This window comes from Halobaculum rubrum (assembly GCF_019880225.1).
Lineage (GTDB): Archaea > Halobacteriota > Halobacteria > Halobacteriales > Haloferacaceae > Halobaculum > Halobaculum rubrum.
The window spans coordinates 1,902,163-1,921,250 of sequence record NZ_CP082284.1; the positions used below are offsets into that span (position 1 = coordinate 1,902,163).

Annotated in this window: 18 protein-coding genes; 14 read left to right on the forward strand and 4 right to left on the reverse strand. The window is 69.1% G+C overall.

All coding sequences use genetic code 11. The annotated features are described in order from the left end of the window. Positions 1–22: 22 nt before the first annotated feature. From nthA to ribH, 4 genes are all read right to left on the reverse strand, one after another. Positions 23–1,195: a nitrile hydratase subunit alpha gene (gene nthA / locus K6T25_RS09865; RefSeq protein WP_222913655.1), complete on the reverse strand. Its 1,173-nt coding sequence runs from the start codon at positions 1,193–1,195 to the stop codon at positions 23–25. Between the two features lie 67 nt (positions 1,196–1,262). Further along, positions 1,263–1,955, reverse strand: coding sequence for a nitrile hydratase subunit beta (gene nthB, locus K6T25_RS09870; RefSeq protein WP_222913657.1), 693 nt, complete (start codon positions 1,953–1,955; stop codon positions 1,263–1,265). Between the two features lie 352 nt (positions 1,956–2,307). Next, positions 2,308–3,492: a pyridoxal phosphate-dependent aminotransferase gene (locus tag K6T25_RS09875; RefSeq protein WP_222913659.1), complete on the reverse strand. Its 1,185-nt coding sequence runs from the start codon at positions 3,490–3,492 to the stop codon at positions 2,308–2,310. Further along, the gene (gene ribH / locus K6T25_RS09880; RefSeq protein ID WP_222913661.1) at positions 3,489–3,917 is read right to left on the reverse strand and encodes a 6,7-dimethyl-8-ribityllumazine synthase; all 429 of its coding nucleotides are present in this window, start codon (positions 3,915–3,917) and stop codon (positions 3,489–3,491) included. Before ribH ends, K6T25_RS09875 begins: the two co-directional genes overlap by 4 nt. A 136-nt stretch (positions 3,918–4,053) precedes the next feature. Here ribH and K6T25_RS09885 point away from each other — a divergent pair, with 136 nt between their 5' ends. From K6T25_RS09885 to K6T25_RS09950, 14 genes are all read left to right on the forward strand, one after another. Beyond that, positions 4,054–6,084, forward strand: a complete 2,031-nt coding sequence (locus K6T25_RS09885; protein WP_222913662.1) for a flippase activity-associated protein Agl23 — start codon at positions 4,054–4,056, stop codon at positions 6,082–6,084. Positions 6,085–6,192: 108 nt separating this feature from the next. Next, positions 6,193–7,383 (forward strand): 5-(carboxyamino)imidazole ribonucleotide synthase, encoded by a 1,191-nt coding sequence (locus tag K6T25_RS09890; RefSeq protein ID WP_222913664.1) that lies wholly within the window; start codon positions 6,193–6,195, stop codon positions 7,381–7,383. 22 nt (positions 7,384–7,405) lie between these two features. After that, positions 7,406–8,029 (forward strand): 5-(carboxyamino)imidazole ribonucleotide mutase, encoded by a 624-nt coding sequence (gene purE, locus K6T25_RS09895; protein WP_222913666.1) that lies wholly within the window; start codon positions 7,406–7,408, stop codon positions 8,027–8,029. Between the two features lie 137 nt (positions 8,030–8,166). After that, positions 8,167–8,580, forward strand: coding sequence for an NADH-quinone oxidoreductase subunit A (locus K6T25_RS09900; protein WP_222913668.1), 414 nt, complete (start codon positions 8,167–8,169; stop codon positions 8,578–8,580). 1 nt (position 8,581) lies between these two features. Further along, positions 8,582–9,283, forward strand: a complete 702-nt coding sequence (locus K6T25_RS09905; protein WP_159667488.1) for an NADH-quinone oxidoreductase subunit B — start codon at positions 8,582–8,584, stop codon at positions 9,281–9,283. A 2-nt stretch (positions 9,284–9,285) separates the two neighbouring features. Then, positions 9,286–10,956 (forward strand): NADH-quinone oxidoreductase subunit D, encoded by a 1,671-nt coding sequence (locus tag K6T25_RS09910; RefSeq protein WP_222913671.1) that lies wholly within the window; start codon positions 9,286–9,288, stop codon positions 10,954–10,956. Next, on the forward strand, positions 10,953–12,029 hold the full coding sequence (locus tag K6T25_RS09915) for a complex I subunit 1/NuoH family protein (RefSeq protein WP_222913672.1): 1,077 nt from the start codon (positions 10,953–10,955) through the stop codon (positions 12,027–12,029). The genes K6T25_RS09910 and K6T25_RS09915 overlap by 4 nt, the downstream gene beginning before the upstream one ends. Positions 12,030–12,031: 2 nt before the next feature. Beyond that, positions 12,032–12,493, forward strand: a complete 462-nt coding sequence (locus tag K6T25_RS09920) for a NuoI/complex I 23 kDa subunit family protein (protein ID WP_222913673.1) — start codon at positions 12,032–12,034, stop codon at positions 12,491–12,493. Between the two features lie 388 nt (positions 12,494–12,881). Then, entirely contained in the window at positions 12,882–13,157 is a 276-nt protein-coding gene (locus K6T25_RS09925; protein WP_222913674.1) for an NADH-quinone oxidoreductase subunit J, read from the forward strand. Beyond that, complete coding sequence (locus K6T25_RS09930) at positions 13,154–13,534, forward strand: proton-conducting membrane transporter (protein ID WP_222913675.1); 381 nt, start codon at positions 13,154–13,156, stop codon at positions 13,532–13,534. Before K6T25_RS09925 ends, K6T25_RS09930 begins: the two co-directional genes overlap by 4 nt. Then, complete coding sequence (gene nuoK, locus K6T25_RS09935) at positions 13,534–13,836, forward strand: NADH-quinone oxidoreductase subunit NuoK (protein WP_222913676.1); 303 nt, start codon at positions 13,534–13,536, stop codon at positions 13,834–13,836. Before K6T25_RS09930 ends, nuoK begins: the two co-directional genes overlap by 1 nt. A 3-nt stretch (positions 13,837–13,839) precedes the next feature. Then, positions 13,840–15,891: an NADH-quinone oxidoreductase subunit L gene (nuoL, locus tag K6T25_RS09940; protein WP_222913677.1), complete on the forward strand. Its 2,052-nt coding sequence runs from the start codon at positions 13,840–13,842 to the stop codon at positions 15,889–15,891. Continuing rightward, positions 15,888–17,420, forward strand: a complete 1,533-nt coding sequence (locus K6T25_RS09945; protein WP_222913680.1) for a complex I subunit 4 family protein — start codon at positions 15,888–15,890, stop codon at positions 17,418–17,420. Before nuoL ends, K6T25_RS09945 begins: the two co-directional genes overlap by 4 nt. Then, a complete protein-coding gene (locus K6T25_RS09950) occupies positions 17,420–18,928 on the forward strand; it encodes an NADH-quinone oxidoreductase subunit N (RefSeq protein ID WP_222913681.1) in 1,509 nt (502 codons plus the stop codon). Before K6T25_RS09945 ends, K6T25_RS09950 begins: the two co-directional genes overlap by 1 nt. Positions 18,929–19,088 lie beyond the last annotated feature (160 nt).

The following is a 19,088-nucleotide window of genomic DNA, read 5'->3' on the forward strand; positions in this document are numbered from 1 at the left end:
GTTCGCCCCGCGGCCGCGACGATCAGTGGTGGTGGCTGTGGTCGTGATCGTCGCCGTGGCCGTGGTGGTCCGAGCCGTCCGCGTGGCCCTCGGGCAACTGGTCGGCGTGGGCGTGGGGGTCGCCCTCGACGAACTCGTGGGCGTTGCGCTCGCCGTCGGCGAACGCGGTCGCGCGGGCGGAGAAGTCCGCCTCGTCGACGAGGTCGCGCTCGGTCAGGAAGCGCTCCAGCGCCGCGAGCCACGCCCCGTAGTAGTCGGCGTCGCTCCCGTCCTCGGCGCCCGGGTCGGCGTCGAGTTCGGCGACGAGCTCGCGCTGGAAGTCGTCCCACGCGCGGCCCGGCTCGTCCTCGTCGGTGAGCGCAACCGCGAGCGCGAACGACCGCGCCATCCACGGCTCCGCGAACGTCGGGCCGTCGTCGTCGACGCGGGGGATCGGCTTGCCCGCGGTGTCGAACTCGGCGGTCGCGCTCGCGTCCGCACCGGCGCCCGCGTCCGCGCCGGAGTCGCCCTGCGCCGCCCGCGCGCCGCCGTCGGAGGCGATGGCGCCGCCGTCGCCGAGGCGCTCGACGCCGATCATCGCGTTCCGGGAGACGAGTTCTGCCAGCTCCGCCTCGCTCAGGTCCTCGGTTCCCTCGGGACGCTGCGGGAGGACCATGTAGCGCACCTCGGAGTTGGAGTCCCACACCTCGACGTCGACCGAGTCGTCCAGGTCGGTGTCGAACTCCTCGCGCAACAGCGCGCGCGGCTCGTCCACGACGCGCGATCGATACGCGGGCGACTTGTACCACGTCGGCGGCAGCCCCAACACGGCCCACGGGTAACACGAGCACAGCGTGCAGACGACGACGTTGTGCGTGTCGGGGGCGTTCTCGATCACCCGCAGCTCCATCACCTCGTCGTTCACGGAGATGTCGAGGTCGGCGACGGCCTCGATACCGTCCTCCAGCAGCCACTCGCGGTACTCGGGGTCGGTCCACGCCCGCGCGACGACCCGGGCGCCGTTCATCGGCCCCACGTCGCCCTCGTAGGTCGCGATCACCTCGTCGACGGCGTCGGTGCTCAAGATTCCCTTCTCGGTCAACAGCGACTGGAGCGCACGCGCCCTCGCCTGCGGGTCGATCTCGTCGCGGAGTTCCGGGTCCGGGTGGGACGGCGGGTCGGCGTCGTCGTCGCGAGTGCCGTGGTCGTCGGTCATGAGGTATGGTGACGCGTGTGGGGGCTTAGGCGTTCGCCTCGACCCGCGGCGATTCGGGGTCGGTCGGCTACTCGGCCTCGCGGTCGATCAGGTACGGCTCCCACAGTTCGATGTGCAGGCCGTCGGCGTCGGTGCAGCCCTCTCCCCACAGATCCTCGGCGTCGAAGCGGACGTTGTACAGCTGTTCGGCGCGCTCGTCGTCGCCTCCCTTCCGGGCGTTCTCATCGGGGTACACGTGCGCGCCGCGGTCGGCGACGATCTCGCCCACGGCGCCGCGGACGTAGCGCGGACACCGCGTGTGTTCCGCGGGGTGACGCTTCGCCACCCGGATTCGGTCGCCGACGGCGAACGCCGGGTCGCCGTCGCCGCGGCGGCTCAGGTACTTCTCGCGGACGCCCTCAAGCAGCGCGGGGAGGCGTTCCGGATCATCCACGTCCGGCACCTCGGCCTCGCCCGCGGCTATCGCCTCGGCACGGTCGCGAAGCTCCGCGGCGTCGACGACGCCCGCCTCGACGAACAGCGTCTCGAGGGCGCCCAGCCAGCGCTCGTAGTAGGGGACCGTCAGATAGCGCTCGGGGTCGTCGCCCTCCAGCGTGTACCGGAAGCGGTCGAGTTCGAACGTGTCGGAGCCGAGGCCCGTGATGTACAGCGACTGGACGACGCCCTCCCACTCGTGGTGGAACGGGCTGGCGTCGTCGGGTTGGTCCGGCGGGAGCTCGTGAAAGGAGTCCATCCCGCCGATGTCGTGGATCCCGTCCATACACGGTTGATTCCGGCGCGACTGATAAAATCTCGCCACGCGGTAGCATGGGCCCCGCGATCGGTGGGGCGATCGACGCCGTGAACACGACCGCGAAAGCCCCCGCCGGTCTCGACTCGGTGCGGGCGGCGCGCTCCTCGGCTCGGTCGCTATGCTCCCTCGCCTGCGGTGCTGACCGCTCCGCGCCTTCGCCGAGACCGGCGGCCCCTTTCAGTCCCACCCGAGGCCCGGACGGGCGCCGTCGTTCGCCGGTTGGACGGGCGTCGCTGTCGGTGGTTCGTCGGGGATCGTCGAACCCGGACTCCCGCGAGAACCCGCGGCGGGGAGTCGGTGTCGTCGCTTTCTCGCTTCCTCAGTCGTCGCCGAGGAGACCGGCGTCGAAGAGGCGCTGCATTCCCTCCCGAAGGCGCTCCTCGCTCGCGGCGTAGCTGATGCGGGCGTAGCCGGGCGCACCGAAGGCGGAGCCGGGGACCGTGGCGACGTGCGCGTCCTGGATCGCTTCCTCGGCCCACGCGGAGTCGTCGTCGGCCACCGGGAGCATCATGTAGAACGCGCCGTCGGGGACGGTCACGTCGACGCCGTGGTCGTCGAACAGGTCGACGAGCATGTCGCGGCGCGACTCGAAGGCCGCGCGCATCTCCTCGACGGACTCGTCGGTGTTGCGAAGGGCCTCGATGCCCGCGCGCTGGACGAAGTTCGTCGCACACGAGACGGAGTGGCTGTGGAGCTTGCCCGCCTGCGACACCAGGTCGCCCGTCGCGTGCAGGTAGCCGAGCCGCCAGCCCGTCATCGAGTACGCCTTCGAGAAACCGTTGATCGTGACCGTGCGGTCGGCCATCCCGTCTAGGCTCGCGAGGCTCGTCTGCTCGACGCCGTAGACGATCTCGTCGTAGATCTCGTCGGAGATAACCGCGAAATCGTGCTCGACGGCGAGGTCGCGAACGCCCTCCAGCCCCTCGTCGGAGTAGACGGCGCCCGTCGGGTTCGACGGCGAGTTAACGATCAGGAGCTCGGTGTCGTCGGAGACCGTCGCCGCGAGGTCGTCGAGGCCGTCGGCCAGCGAGAACCCGTGGGGAGCCAGATCGACGCGGGCGAGATCGCCGCCCGCGAGCTTCACCATCGCCTCGTAGGACACCCACGCCGGGTCGAGGAGGACGACCTCGTCGCCGTCGTCCACGAGCGTCTGGACCGTCTCGTACAGCGCCTGCTTGGCGCCGGGCGTGACGATCACGTCGTCGGCGTCGGCGTCGATGTCGTCGGCGCGGAGCTTCTCGGCGATGGCCTCCTTCAGCTCCGGGACGCCGTTCGAGGAGGTGTAGCCCGTGTGGCCCGCGTCCATCGCGTCCTTGCCGGCCTCGACGACGTTCTCGGGCGTGGGGAAGTCGGGCGCGCCGACCGATAGGTCGACCACGTCGTGGCCGGCCTCCTCCAGTTCGTTCGCGGCGTTGGAGATGGCCAGCGTCGCCGACGGCTCGACGCGGCCGACGCGGTCGGCGAAGTCGTAGGCGAACCCGTCGCCGGCTTCCTGTCCACTCATGCGGCCACCTCCGGGGCGGGAAGCTCCTCCGCGAGATCCACGGCGGCGTCGGCGGCCTCGGCACCCTTCTCGGCGCGCTCGCGCGCTTCGGCCCCCGATTGGCCCGGTCCGGATACGCCGAAGGTAACGGGCGTGTCGCGGTCGAGGCTCACCTCCGCAAGCTTCGTCGCGATCGCCTGCCCGATCACTTGGTCGTGGTCGGTGTCGCCGGACACGATGGTGCCGACGACGGCGACGGCATCGATGTCGTTGCGGCGGGCCAGCCGGTCGGCCGCCAGCGGCGTGTCGTAGGCGCCGGGGACGTCGACGGTCTCTGCGACGGCGGCGCCGCGCTCGGCGAGCGCCTCGCGGGCGGACTCCTCCATGGCCTCGGCGATGGACGCGTAGTAGCGCGCGACCACCAGGCCGAGTGTCGTCTCGGTCATTGTGCGAGCCGACGGCCGGCCCGCAGAAATGCGTACCGTTCCGGGCGGATGTGTCCGGGCGGGTGCGTCCGATGCGGAACGGATCCGACGATCCATTCCACAAGAGTTGTTACCGGCGGCGTGCGACCGCTGCGCAATGAGTGACCCCGCCGGCGGGGACGAGTCCGCCCCCGACGGGACCGAGGGCGACGGCGACGCTCCCGCCGACGCGGTCGGTTCGGACGCCGCCGTCGACGCCGAGGGGCCGAGCGACGGCGACGACGCCGCGTCCGTCGATGCCGGCATCGGGCCCAGCAGCGGCGACGACTCGCCGCTGGCCGCCCTCCGCGATCGCGTCGACGACCCCGCGAGGGCCGCCGTCCTCCTGATCGTCGTCGGGTCGCTGCTGCTCCGGACGGTCCAGCTCGGGCAGCGGATCTTCCACTGGGACGAGGGACGCGTCGGCTACTGGATCCTTCGGTTCGACGCCACCGGCGAGTTCTTCTACCGGCCGATCATCCACGGGCCGTTCCTCCCCGTCGTCAACAACGCCCTCTTCGATCTGATCGGTGCCTCGGACTTCGCCGCGCGGCTCCCGGTCGCCCTCGTCGGCGGGCTACTCCCGCTGGTCGCGCTGCTGCTTCGGCACCGGCTCCGCGATCGCGAGGTGGTCGCGCTCGCGCTGGTGCTTTCGGTCGACCCGCTGCTCGTCTACTACGGTCGGTTCATGCGCGGCGATGTACTCGTCGGCTCGTTCGCCGTCGCCGCGTTCGCGCTCGTCGTGTACGCGATCGACACGCGCCGGACGCTCCCGCTGTTCGGGTCGGCCGCCCTGCTCGCGCTCGGATTCACGGCGAAGGAGAACGCGCTCGTGTATCTCGCGTGCTTCCTCGGCGCCGGAGTCCTCCTGCTCGATCACCGCCTCGTCCGGACGGCCCGCCGGACCGGGTCGCCGCTGGACGCCCTCGTCGCCGAGGCGGTCGCGCTCGGCCGCTTCCTCGAGGAGTGGACCGCGGGGTCGCGAACCAGACGGTGGATCGAGCGTCGCGTCCGCGAGCGCGACCCGGACGCACACTGGGGCTGGGAAGCCGGCTTCCTCGGCCACCTCGCGGTCTGGGGACCGCTCGGCGCCGTCGGCGTCGTCGCGACGTTCCTCGGGGTCGTCGCGTTCTTCTACGCGCCGCGCCCCGACCTGTGGCAGGCGCTGGGCGTCGCGTCGGCGTCCGCCGGGACCGCGGGCGTCGACGCCGCGGCGCCGACGCTGGGGTCGGTGCTGCACGACGCGACGTGGGGGGCCGGCGAGAAGTTCTGGGGTACGTGGGCCTCCGGCGACCACTCGGGACATCCGTACGTCCCGTACCTCTGGGATATCCTGGAGACCTTGGCGTACGGCTCGGGCGTCCTCGTCGTGCTCGCGGTCGTGGGTTTCCTCGCGGACGGCTACGGCGAGGCGCGGGGGACCCGCTCGCTCGTCGCGTACGCGACGTACTGGGGCGCCGCGTCGCTGGTCGGCTACCCCGTCGCGACGGACATCCAGGCGCCGTGGGCGGCGATCCACATCGTCCTCCCGCTGGCGATCCCCGCGGCGGTGGGCCTCGCCTCGGTCGCCGACTCGGTGCGGGGTGCGGTCGCGAGCGGGGACGCCGTCACCGCGGCGCTCGCCGGGTTGGTCGTGCTCGCGGCCGTCGGTGGCGTCGCCGCCCCGAACGCCGACTACTGGAACTCCGCGTCCGAGGAGGACAAACAGGTGCTGCAGTGGGCGCAGCCCGAGAACGCCTACAAGGAGGCGCTGCAGGACGCCGGCGCCGTCGCCCGAAACAACGACGAGGGCGCCGACGTGCTGTGGGTGGGAACGAGCACCGGGCGCGGGACGCGGCTGTACGTCTCCGACGAGTCGAGCGTCGACCGGATGCCGCCCGGCGGACCGAGCTGGCACTCCCGGCTTCCGACGCCGTGGTATCTCGAACTCCACGACGCGAACGTCACCTCGACGCCGCCGGAGGCCCGCTACGAGGGGCTCCCGCCGGCCGAGGAGATGCCGCCGGTCGTCATCGCCAAGCCCAACGACGCCGAGGAGCTGGAGTCCCGCCTCGACGGCTACGAGTCCCGGGAGTACGCCTTCCGGCTGTGGTCCGAACGGATCGTCGTGTTCATCGACGAGGAGGCGCTCGCGGACGCCCGCGAGTGAACCGAAGGGCTCGAACCCGGGTCGAATCGTCGATGAGGTAGCCACGATCGTGTACAGTTATCGGGCCGTGAAGCAAGATTTATTCGCGGACCTGCCGAACCGCCGCCCGTGACACCGACCTGTCCCGGACCGACGCTGGGCGTCGTCGGCGGGGGCCAACTCGGCCGTATGCTCGCGGAGGCCGCCTCGCCGCTGGGCGTCGACGTGGTGGTGCTCGATCCGACCCCCGACTGTCCGGCCGCCCGCGTCGCCGAGCAGATCGAGGGGTCGTTCGACGACCGCGACGCCGTCCGTGAGCTGGCCGAGCGGGCCGACGCGCTGACGCTGGAGATCGAGCTCGCGGACCCCGACGTGCTCGCGTCGGTCGGCGAGGAGTACGACGTGCCGGTTCACCCCTCGCCGGACGCGCTGCGGACGATCCAGGACAAGCTCGTCCAGAAGCGGACGTTCGCGGACGCCGCGATCCCCGTTCCGGAGTTCGTCGCCGTCGATACCGCCGCGGATCTGGCGGACGCCGTCGAGCGCTTCGACGGCTGCATGCTGAAGGCCCGCACCGGCGGCTACGACGGCCGCGGCAACCTCCCCGTCGAGCCGGGCGACGACTACGAGGCCAAGCTGGCCGCGGTCGGCGCCGGCGACGACGGCGCGATGGCCGAGGAGCTGATCGACTTCGAGCGCGAGCTCTCGGTCGTGGCCGTCCGCGGCGACGACGAACGTCGAGCGTTCCCCGTCGTCGAGAACGTCCACCGCGAGGAGATCCTGCGCGAGACAGTCGCGCCCGCCCGGTGTTCCGAGGCGGTCGCCGAGCGCGCCCGCGAGGTCGCGCTCGACACGCTGGAGACGCTCGACGGGCGGGGCGTGTTCGCGATGGAGCTGTTTGAAGAGCCCGACGGCACTGTCTCCGTCAACGAGGTCGCCCCTCGCCCGCACAACTCCGGTCACTGGAGCATCGAGGGGGCGGCGACCTCCCAGTTCGAACAGCACGCTCGCGCCGTCCTCGGCTGGCCCCTCGGGGCGGCCGAGGCGCGAGCGCCGACCGTGATGGCGAACGTTCTCGGCGACGTGCCCGAGCCGCGCCCGGCGTCGCTGTCGGGCGTCGGCGACGTGCTCGCGGCGCCGAACGCGAACCTCCACTGGTACGGAAAGCGGGAGGCCCGCCCGCTGCGGAAGCTGGGCCATCTGACGCTCGTCGGCGCCGACGGCGACCGCGATTGCGACGCCGCAGCGGACGACACCGTCGCCCGCAACGACCTGCTCGCCCGCGCCCGCGACCTGCGGGACGGACTGACCTTCGAGTGACGACCGACGAAACCGACCGACCATGACAACCGTTCAGGACCTCATCGACCGACTCGAATCGGAGGCGACCAGCGACGTCGACCCGGACTCGACCCCCGACGTGGGCGTGATAATGGGATCGGACTCGGATCTGGACACCATGCAGGGCGCGTTCGACGCGCTCGACGAGCTGGGGTTCGCCGAACAGACCGACTTCGACGACCCGCCGGCGGTGCGGTTCACCTACGAGGCGTACGTCGTCTCCGCCCACCGCACTCCCGAACTCATGTACGCGTACGGGGAGACCGCCGCCGACCGCGGCCTCGACGTTATCATCGCGGGGGCCGGCGGGAAGTCGGCGGACCTGCCGAACATGACCGCGAGCCTCGCGTATCCGATCCCGGTGATCGGCGTGCCGGTCCAGGAGAAGTCCGTCGACTCGGTGATCGGGATGCCGACGGGTGCGCCCATCGTCGCCGTCGACGCGGGCAAGTCGTTCAACGCGGCGCTGTCGGCCGCACAGATCCTCGCCCGGGAGCACGACGAGGTCGAGGAGCGACTGATCGAGTACCACGAGAACCTGAAGGGTGGGGTCGCCGAGGTGTCCGCGGACCTCCACGACCTCGGGGTCGAGAGGTTCCGCACGTCCCGCTCGGACGAGACGTAGGCAGGGCGCCCACCTCGCCGACCGGGCCGGCGGTTCGACTCCGATCGGGGCGTTCGGGGCGGTTCCGCGCGTGCACGCGTAAGTGAAGCACTTATCTGTGGGGCCGCCAAACCGGCGTATGATACGGAGAACCCGGTATGAATGCATGGATAGCGATCGGCGCGTTGGCGGTGATGGGCGTGGGCATCCCCCTTGCGATGATGACGGTGTCCGCACTCCTCCGCCCCAGCGTGCCGGAACAGGGCAAGAGCGCCACCTACGAGTCCGGTGAGATCCCGACGGGGTCGGCGACGGGCATCCAGTTCAACATCCAGTACTACATGGTTGCGCTGCTGTTCGTCGTGTTCGACATCGAGACCGTTCTGATCTTCCCGTGGGCCGTCATCTACGGGCCCGCGCTGGAGGCGGGCGTCGGGTTGACGACGGTGCTGCTTCCGATGCTGATCTTCATCGGGATACTGGTCGTCGGACTCGTGTGGGCGTGGCGACAGGGCGCCGTGAAGTGGGTTTCCAGCCCGCGTGCGGCGAGACAGAAGACGGAGCGTTCCTGATATGAGCAGCGACAACAGACCGTTCGTCACGGACGACAGCCAGGTACTGACCGACACCCGGGACGCCCGGATGACGGGCGAGGACAACCGCTTCAACTCGAAGCTGCGCGAGGCGTTCGGCTCCTCGCCGTTCATCCTCACCAAGTTCGACAAGTTCATGAACTGGGTGCGGGGCTCCTCGATGTTCATGCTGCAGTTCGGGATCGCCTGCTGCAGCATCGAGATGATGCACACCTACGCGGTCAAACACGACCTCGACCGCTTCGGCGCCGGTGTGCCGCGCGCGTCGCCGCGACAGGCCGACGTGATCATCGTCCCCGGGACGATCGTCTCGAAGTTCGCGCCGCGGATGAAGCGCGTGTACGACCAGATGCCCGAGCCCAAGTTCGTCATCGGTATGGGCTCGTGCACGATCTCCGGCGGCCCGTTCCAGGAGGGCTACAACGTGATCAAGGGCGCCGAGGAGGTCATCCCGGTCGACATCCACGTCCCCGGCTGTCCGCCGCGCCCCGAGGCGCTGGTGTACGGCGTGGCGAAGCTCCAGGAGCGCATCGCCAACGGCGAGTCGTCGCCGGTGACGGTGAAACCCTACGAGCTCGAGCAGTTCGGCGACCTCGACCGCGACGAGATCGTCGACCAGCTCGCACGGGAGATCGACGAGGAGGACCTCGTCATGCGGTACAACTGGGCGGACTCCCCGTAACCATGAGTTTAGAAGAACCCGAGCCGGACGCGCCGGCACCGGTCGAGGAACAGTCCCCCGACGAGCTCGCCGAGCTGCTGGGCGATCGCGTGATCGGTCGCGAGGAGCACCTGAACGCGCCCGGCTACGTGATCCGCCCGGACGCGGTGCAGGACGTGCTCTCGACGCTGAAAACCGAGGCCGGCTACGACCACCTCTCGTGTGTCACCGCTCAGGAGTACGAGGACCGCTACGAGTCCATCTACCACCTGAAGAAGTTCGACGACCCGACCCAGGAGGTCAGCGTCGTCGTCCCCACCGACCGGGAGAACCCGGTCAGCGAATCGGCCGAACCGGTGTTCCGGACGGCCGACTGGCACGAGCGTGAGGCGTACGATCTGGTCGGCATCGACTACGACGACCACCCCGACCTGCGCCGCATCCTCCTCCCCGAGACGTGGCAGGGTCACCCCCTTGCGGCCGACTACGATCAGGACCGCCCGCAGGTCGTCCCGCTTCGCGAGAACGCGAACCCGCTGCAGGAGGATACCCGCTCGGAGCAGGACGCGGACACGATGTTCCTCAACATCGGTCCCCACCATCCCGCGACCCACGGCGTCCTCCACCTGAAGACGACGCTCGACGGCGAGCAGGTGGCCGACGTCGAATCCGACATCGGCTACCTCCACCGCTGTGAGGAGCAGATCTGCCAGAACGGCACCTATCGCCACCAGATCATGCCGTACCCCGACCGCTGGGACTACATCTCGGCGGGCCTGCTCAACGAGTGGGCGTACGCGCGCGCGGCCGAGGACATGGCCGACATCGAGGTGCCGGAGTACGCGCAGGTCATCCGGACGATGGGCGCGGAGCTGTGCCGGATCGCCGCGCACATGCTCGCGGTCGGGACGTTCGCGCTGGACGTGTACGGCGACTTCACCGCCATCTTCATGTACGCGATCCGGGACCGCGAGAAGGTCCAGAACATCCTGGAGGACCTGACCGGGCAGCGGCTCATGTTCAACTACTTCCGCCTCGGCGGGGTCGTCTGGGACCTGCCCGAACCCCGCGAGGAGTTCTTCGAAAAGACCCGCGACTTCCTCGAGGACCTCCCGGAGGCGCTGGAGGAGTACCACGACCTCATCTCCGGAAACGAGATCCTCCAGATGCGCACCATCGATACGGGCGTGTTGCCGCCGGAGGTCGCCAAGAACTACGGCGCGACCGGGCCGGTCGCCCGCGGCTCGGGGGTCGACTACGACCTCCGCCGCGACGACCCGTACGGCTACTACGACGAGCTCGACTGGGACGTCGTCACCGAGGACGGCTGCGACAACTACAGCCGCCTCCTCGTGCGACTGCGTGAGGTCGAGGAGTCCGCGAAGATCATCGAGCAGTGCATCGACCTGCTCGAGGACTGGCCCGAGGAGGACCGCACCATCCAGGCCAACGTCCCGCGGACGCTGAAGCCGGACGACGACACCGAGATCTACCGCGCGGTCGAGGGCGCCAAAGGCGAGCTCGGCATCTACATGCGCTCGGACGGCACGGACAAGCCGGCCCGCTTCAAGATCCGGTCGCCGTGCTTCTCGAACCTGCAGACGTTGCCCGAGATGGCCGAGGGCGAGTACGTGCCCGACCTCGTCGCCGCGCTCGGTAGCCTGGACATCGTCCTCGGCGAGGTGGACAGATGACCGGGGCGGTCCCGCTCCAACAGGGGATGCTCCCCGACACCATCGCGAACCTCCTGGGACTCAACGCCTACGGGATCGCAGGCGAGGTCGTCGCCGCGCTGCTGGGCGCGTTCCTCATCGCCAACTTCCTGCTCATCAACACGGCCTTCGCCGGCCCGTGGGCGAAACGGAAGATCACGGCGGCGTTCACCGACCGCATCGCGGTCAACCGGATCGGGCCGTTCGGCCTGTTCGTCATCGTCGCCGACGCGGTCCGGCTTCTCTCGAAGGAGCTGATCGTCCCCGAGGGCGCCGACCGCCCCGCGTGGGACCTCGGGCCGCTCCTCATCCCGTTCTCGGCGCTGCTCGGCTTCGCAGTCATTCCGATGGGCAGCGGCCTGCAGTTGGCCGACCCCGAGACGGGACTGGCGTTCGCGTTCGCCGCCTCCTCGATCGCCTCGCTCGGGCTGATCATGATGGGCTACGCGTCGAACAACAAGTACAGCCTGCTCGGCGGCCTCCGCGCCGTCGCCTCGAACATCGCCTACGAGATCCCGCTCATCGTCACCGGCGTCTCCGTCGTGCTGTTCACGGGGACGCTCCAGATGAGCGCGATCGTCGAGGCCCAGCAGGTCGCGTTCATCTCGGTCGCCGGCGTCACGATCCCGCAGTGGTTCGCGTTCGTGAACCCGTTCGCGTTCGTGCTGTTCGTGGTGGCGAACGTCGCCGAGGTCGGCCGGAACCCGTTCGACATCCCCGAGGCGCCCACCGAGATCGTCGCCGGGTACCAGACGGAGTACTCCTCCGTCTACTTCGTGCTCATCTACCTGGGCGAGTTCATCCACATCTTCCTGGGCGGCGCCATCGCGGCGACGCTGTTCCTCGGCGGCCCGGCCGGGCCCGGCCCGGCGGCGCTCGGGATCGTCTGGTTCACCGCGAAGATCTGGGCGTTCTTCCTGTTCACCCAGTGGCTGCGCTCTGCGGTCCCGCGGCTTCGCGTCGACCAGTTCATCGAGATCGGCTGGAAGGGCATGCTGGTGCTCGCGTTTGCGAACCTCGTCCTCACCGCGGTCATCGTGGGGGTGCTCGCGTAACAATGATCGGAATCCTGAAAGGAATGGCGACGACGATGAAGCACGCGCTGGACGGCACGACGTTCACGGTTGAGTACCCGGACGTCGCGCCCGAGGTGAGCCCGCGTTTTCGCGGGGTCCACAAGTTCTCCCAGGAGCGGTGCATCTGGTGCCGCCAGTGTGAGAACGTCTGTCCGAACGACACGATCCAGATCGTGCAGGACGACCAGCGCAACGGCGAACAGTACAACCTCCACATCGGGCAGTGCATCTACTGCCGGCTGTGTGAGGAGGTGTGTCCGGTGGACGCGATCCTGCTGACGCAGAACTTCGAGTTCACCGCCGACACGAAAGACGAGTTCGTCTACAACAAAGAGCAGCTGAAGAACGTCCCCTGGTACAAGGGGATCGACCCGCTCAACTCGCGCAACCCCGACCGCGGCGCGTGGGTCGGCGAGGGCGACGGCGAGATCGACTACCAGTAGCCGGTCGCAGTTGCCGATGCGGCCGCGGTTCCGGCGCTCGTGCCGGGTTCTCCTTCGACGCGCTCGCTCGAGAGCGATGTGCTTCTCCCCGGGACGGCCCACACCTCGTCGAGAGTCCGGGTGGCCGATCCGCTCGGAATCTGATCGACGGCCTGATCGCCCCACGTGCCGGTGACGACCCGGACCGTTGGGCGGATCCGGCGGCGTCCCGAGCGACCCCGCCCGAGTCGGAGTCGATCCCTCGACGGGGCGACGCCGCGCTCGTGGACTCGCCGCAATCTCATATAAAAACGATCCGGCCGAGTGCTCCGAAACTCGCACACGCGCATCCACACACGCGCAAACGTTCTCGAAACCTTCAAACGGACTCCGACGGGAGTGTCGCGTAATGGTTGTAGAGACTATCGCGTTCGCACTGTTCGCCCTCGTCACCGTGGGGAGCAGTTTGGGCGTGGTCCTCGTCGAGGACGTGTGGCACTCCGCACTCCTCCTCGGGGCCGCGCTCCTCAGCGTCGCGGTGCATTACGTGATGCTGCAGGCGGAGTTGCTGGCCGCCATGCAGATCCTCGTCTACGTGGGCGGGGTCCTGATCCTCATCACGTTCGCCGTGATGCTGGTGCGCAGAGATGCTGAACCGGAGCAACGTGGGGTGTCCGACGCGTGAGCGACGCCGGCTCGCGACCGCGGCTGAAACTCGGGGGGCATCTGCTGCCCGGGCTGGCGGCGGTCGCGCTGTTCGCCGTCCTCGCGATCGTGTTCCTGCAGGCGTCGTTCGGCGAGCCCGCCGGGTTCCCCGAGGGCGCGTCGATCACCGCGAGCATCGGCTACGCGATGTTCAACGTCGACACGGACGTCATCTCCGAGACGGTCGTCTCGGCCGAGGGCTTCGTCGTGGCGTTCGTCCTCATCGCAATCGTGCTCGACGTCGCGATCGACGGGGCGGTGTTCCTGGCGAAGCGCGAGGAGGACGGCCGGATCGGCGGCGTGCTCGCCGACGGCGGTCGGGAGATCCGCGACACGCTCCGGGGGGGTGACGACTGATGGTGCCGCCGCAGTACTACCTGCTTCTGGCGGCCGCCGTGTTCTGCATCGGCGTGTTCGGGCTGCTCACGCGCCGGAACGCGTTGCTGTTTTTGATGTCGGTCGAGCTGATGCTCAACGCGGCCAACATCAACCTCGTCGCGTTCTCCTACTACTGGGGCAACGTGACGGGTCAGACGTTCGGCCTGTTCACGATGGCGCTGGCGGCCGCCGAGGTCGCCATCGGCATCGGGATCATCCTCGTGCTGTACCGCAACTTCAACGAGATCGACGTGACCGAAGCGACGACGATGAGGTGGTAACATATGGCAGGAATCTTCGACTTCGCGCCGGCCATCGTACTGCTCCCGTTCCTCTCGTTCCTGATCGCGCTCGGGACCGCCCTCTCGGGGCGCGACTTGCTCCCGAAGGGCGGCGCCATCCCCGGCATCGCGGCGACCGCCGGGTCGCTGGTGTTGTCGATCGCGATGGCCGCCGCCGTGGCGGGTGGCGAGGTGTACGACGAAACGATCTACGCGTGGGCGGCGGGGGCGGTTCCCGGCAGCGATGGCCTCGAACTGACGTTCGGCGTCCTCATCGACCCGTTGTCGACGATGATGCTCGTCATCGTGACGCTGGTCGCGCTGTTGGTCCACGTGTTCTCGCTCGGCTACATGAACGACGACGGGGAGACCGGGCTCCCGCGGTACTACGCCGGCCTCGGCCTGTTCACGGCGTCGATGCTCGGGTTCGTCGTCGCCGACAACCTGCTCATGGCGTTCATGTTCTTCGAGCTGGTGGGGCTGTGCTCGTACCTCCTCATCGGCTTCCACTTCCGCGAGCCCGGCCCGCCGTCGGCCGCGAAGAAGGCGTTCCTGGTCACCCGCTTCGGCGACTACTTCTTCCTCGTCGGCGTCGTCGCGGTGTTCGCGACGTTCGGCACCGCACAGTTCGTCGGCACCGAGGCCGCGCCCGGCTTCCCGGTGCTGGCCGAACAGGCGCTGGCGGGTGAGTTCACGGCCAACACGTTCCTCGGCCTCGGGCCGCAGGCGTGGTTCACCGTCGTCGGCCTGCTCGTGCTCGGCGGCGTGATCGGCAAGTCCGCGCAGTTCCCGCTGCACACGTGGCTCCCCGACGCGATGGAGGGCCCCACGCCGGTCTCGGCGCTCATCCACGCGGCGACGATGGTCGCGGCGGGCGTGTACCTCGTCGCACGGATGTACGGCTTCTATGCGGTCTCGCCGACGGCGCTGGGCGTCATCGCCCTCGTCGGCGGCTTCACCGCGCTGTTTGCCGGCACGATGGGCATCGTGAAGCGGGAACTCAAGCAGGTGCTCGCGTACTCCACTATCTCGCAGTACGGCTACATGATGCTCGCGCTCGGCGCGGGCGGCTACGTGGCCGCGACGTTCCACCTGCTCACCCACGCGTTCTTCAAGGCGCTGCTGTTCCTGGGCGCCGGCTCGGTCATCCTCGCGATGCACCACAACGAGAACATGTGGGACATGGGCGGATTGAAGGACAAGATGCCCGTCACCTACTACTCGTTCCTCGCCGGGTCGCTGGCGCTGGCGGGGATCTTCCCCTTTGCCGGCTTCTGGTCGAAAGACGAGATCCTCTACTACTCGCTCACTCACGGGTTGGCCGGACAGCCGCTCCTGCTGGTCGGGTACGTCTTCGGCCTGCTGGCGGTGCCGGTCACCGCGTTCTACACCTTCCGGATGGTGTTCCTCACGTTCCACGGCGACGCCCGCACCGAGCAGGCGGAGTCGCCGGCGTCGGTGCGCTGGAACGTGAAGGGGCCACTGGCGGTGTTGGGCATCCTCGCGACGGTCGCGGGCGCGGTCAACCTCGCGCCGGTCCGCGTCCTCACGGGCGCGCACGTGGACTTCCTGCACTCGTGGCTGGACGGCGGCTTCTCGGATCTGACGGTCCACCACTACGCCGAGATCGACCCGTACTCCTCGGCGTACATCGGCACCGAGCTGACGACGGTCCTCCTGGGCGCGGCGGTGTCGCTCGGGCTGGCGCTCGCGGGCCTGGTGGTGGCGTACAAGCTGTACGCCGTGCCGACGCCCGAGGAGCACACGGACAAGCTCGGCTCGGTCAAGGACCTGCTGTACGACAACTACTACCAGGACGAGTATCAGGTGTACCTCGCGAACCGGGTCGTCCTCCCCGTCGCCCGCGCCGCGGACACCTTCGATCAGGGCGTCGTCGACGGCGCCGTCAACGCCGTCTCCAGCGTGAGCCTGTTCTCCGGCTCGCGGATCCGGCGCATCCAGACCGGCGTCGTGAGTAACTACGCCGCGCTGGTGACGCTGGGACTGACGGCGCTGCTTGTCGTCTTCGGTGTTCTCGGGGGGTGGTTACTGTGATTATCGAAGCACTCATCGGAGTCACGTTCCTCGCCGCGCTGGTCGTCATGCTGGCGCCCGACGAGTACGCAGGGAAGCTCGCGTTCGCGCTGAGCCTCCTGCCGGTCGTCGGGAGCCTGTACATGTGGGCCGGCTTCGACGCCGGCGGGAACGCGCTCATGGCCGGGAGCATCGCCTACGAAACCCAACTCGACTGGCTGACGGTCGCCGGCTACGAGCTCCAGTGGTTCGTCGGCGTCGACGGCATCAGCCTCCCGCTGGTCGTTCTCTCGACGGTGCTGTCCTCGCTAGCGATCGTGTCGGCGTGGACGCCCATCGACACGCGCCAGTCGCAGTTCTACGGCCTCATGCTGTTCATGGAGGCGAACCTGCTGGGCGTGTTCACCGCGCTCGACTTCTTCCTGTGGTTCGTCTTCTGGGAGGCCGTGCTGGTCCCGATGTACTTCCTCATCGGCGTGTGGGGCGGCCCGCGCCGGAAGTACGCCGCGATCAAGTTCTTCGTGTACACGAACATCGCCAGCCTCGTCATGTTCATCGGCTTCATGGCGCTGGTATTCAACCTCCCCATCAGCTCGTTCGGGCTGCCGGAGATCACGCAGTCGCTGCAAGCCGGGGAGTTGAGCGGCTCCGTCGGGCTCGACCCGGCGGCGCTGAAGCTCGCGGCGTTCGCGGCCATGTTCGCGGGCTTCGCGGTGAAGGTGCCCGTCGTTCCGTTCCACACGTGGCTGCCCGACGCCCACGTCGAGGCGCCGACTCCGGTGTCGGTGATGCTGGCGGGCGTCCTCCTGAAGATGGGGACGTACGCCCTGCTGCGGTTCAACTTCACGATGCTGCCCGACGTGGCGACGCGCCCGCTGGTGGCGACGGTCATCGCGGCGGTCGCGGTGGTCTCGGTCATCTACGGCGCGATGCTCGCGCTCGCCCAGCAGGACCTCAAGCGCATCGTCGCGTACTCCTCCGTCTCGTCGATGGGGTACGTCATCCTCGGGCTCATCGCGTACACGGGCCTGGGGATCGGCGGCGCGACGTTCCAGATGGTCGCCCACGGCCTCATCTCGGGGCTGATGTTCATGGCGGTCGGCGTCATCTACAACGTCACCCACACGCGCATGGTGGGCGACATGTCCGGGATGGCAGACAGGATGCCCATCACGGTGGGCATCCTCGTCGCCGGCGCATTCGGCTACATGGGCCTCCCGCTCATGGCCGGCTTCGCCGCGGAGTACTTCATCTTCCAGGGGGCGTTCGCCTCCACGGTGATCCCGTCGGCGCCGCTGTTCACGGCGGCGGCGATGTTCGGCATCGTCATCGTGGCCGGCTACCTCCTGTTCGCGATGCAGCGCACGCTGTTCGGGGAGTTCTCCCTCGAGACGGACTACGAGGTGCGCCGCGCGCGCTTCCACGACGTGGCGCCGCTCGCGGTGCTGCTGCTTTGCACCATCGCGCTCGGCGTCGCGCCCGACATCTTCTTCGAGATGATCACTGACGCGATCGAGCCGGTGGTCGCGGTCGTCGGGGGTGGTGCCTGATGGAGCCCGTGCTCATGCAGGCCGACCAGCTCCCCACCTGGACCGCGCTCGCGCCGGCGCTGGCGCTCGCAGTGACCGGACTGCTGGTGATCCTGCTCGACAGCGTCGAGCCCGACGGCTCCCGGCCGGCGCTTCTGGCCGGCATCGCGACCGTCGGGTCGCTGGCGTCGCTCGGGCTGGCGGGGTGGTTCCTCTCCGCGGGGACCGGGCAGATGGGGACCGGCGGCGCCATCGCGCTGTTCGGCGACGCGCTCGTCGTCGACGGCATGGCGCTGTTCTTCCAGGCGCTGTTCGCCGCCGTGACCGCGCTGGTCGTGGTCGCGAGCTACGACTACCTCCACGACCACCCGCACCGGGCGGAGTTCTACTCGCTGATGCTGTTCGCGGCGACCGGGATGGCGGTGATGGCGGCGGCCAACTCTCTGGCCGTGGCGTTCATCGCGCTCGAGCTCGCCTCGCTGCCGTCGTACGCGCTGGTGGCGTTCCTCAAGCGCGACGCCGGCAGCGTCGAGGCGGGCCTGAAGTACTTCCTCATCGGCGCGCTGTCGTCGTCGGTGTTCGCGTTCGGCATCTCGCTGGTGTACGCCGCGACCGGAAGCCTCCTGTTGCCCGACGTGTACGACGCGCTCTCGGGCGGCGTCGAGGGACTCACCGGCGTCGCGGCCGTCGGCATCCTGATGGTCGCCGGCGGCTTCGCGTTCAAGACCGCCTCCGTTCCGTTCCACTTCTGGGCGCCGGAGGCGTACGAGGGCGCGCCCGCGCCCGTCTCGGCGTTCCTCTCGTCGGCCTCGAAGGCGGCCGGCTTCGCGCTCGCGTTCCGCGTGTTCGTCGTCGGCTTCCCGCTGGACGCCGGCATCGACTGGGTGCTCCTGTTTCAGGTGCTCGCGGTCGTCACGATGACGCTCGGCAACTTCGCCGCCGCGACCCAAGAGGAGGTCAAGCGCATGCTCGCGTACTCCTCGATCGGGCACGCGGGGTACGCGCTCATCGGCCTGGCCGCCTTCAGTGGCGGCGCCGGCGGCGACGTTCTCGGCGCGTCGATGGCGCACCTGCTCGTGTACGGCTTCATGAACACCGGCGCGTTCCTGTTCGTCGCGCTCGCGGAACACTGGGACGTCGGCCGCACCTTCGACGACTACGCCGGGCTGGCGAGCCGGGCGCCGATGGCGTCGGTCGCCATGTCAGTGTTCATGTTCTCGCTGGCGGGCCTGCCCCCGTTCGGCGGGTTCTTCTCGAAGTACTTCCTGTTCATGGGCGCGATCGACGCCGGCTTCTGGTGGCTCGCCGCCGTCGGGGCCATCAACAGCGCGCTATCGCTGTTCTACTACAGCCGCGTCGTGAAGACACTGTGGCTCGACGACGCCGTGGGCGAGTTCGAGCTCGGCTCGACGCCGACGGCGCTGTACGCCGCGATCGTGTTCGCCGCCGTCGCGACGGTGCTGTTGTTGCCCGGCTTCGGGCCGGTCATCGAGACGGCACAGTCGGTCGCGACGACGATCGTCCCGTAGCCGGCGGAACGGACCGATTCGAGTCGGGCCGCTTCGGAGGTTCCTTCGGCGCGTTCGTTCAGTCCCCTTCCGCGTGTTCCGTGCGACGTAGCCGTCCACTGCCGCCGGCGACGAATGCGATCGGCAGCGGTGGATTCGGCCGCAGGCGACGGGTGCGACC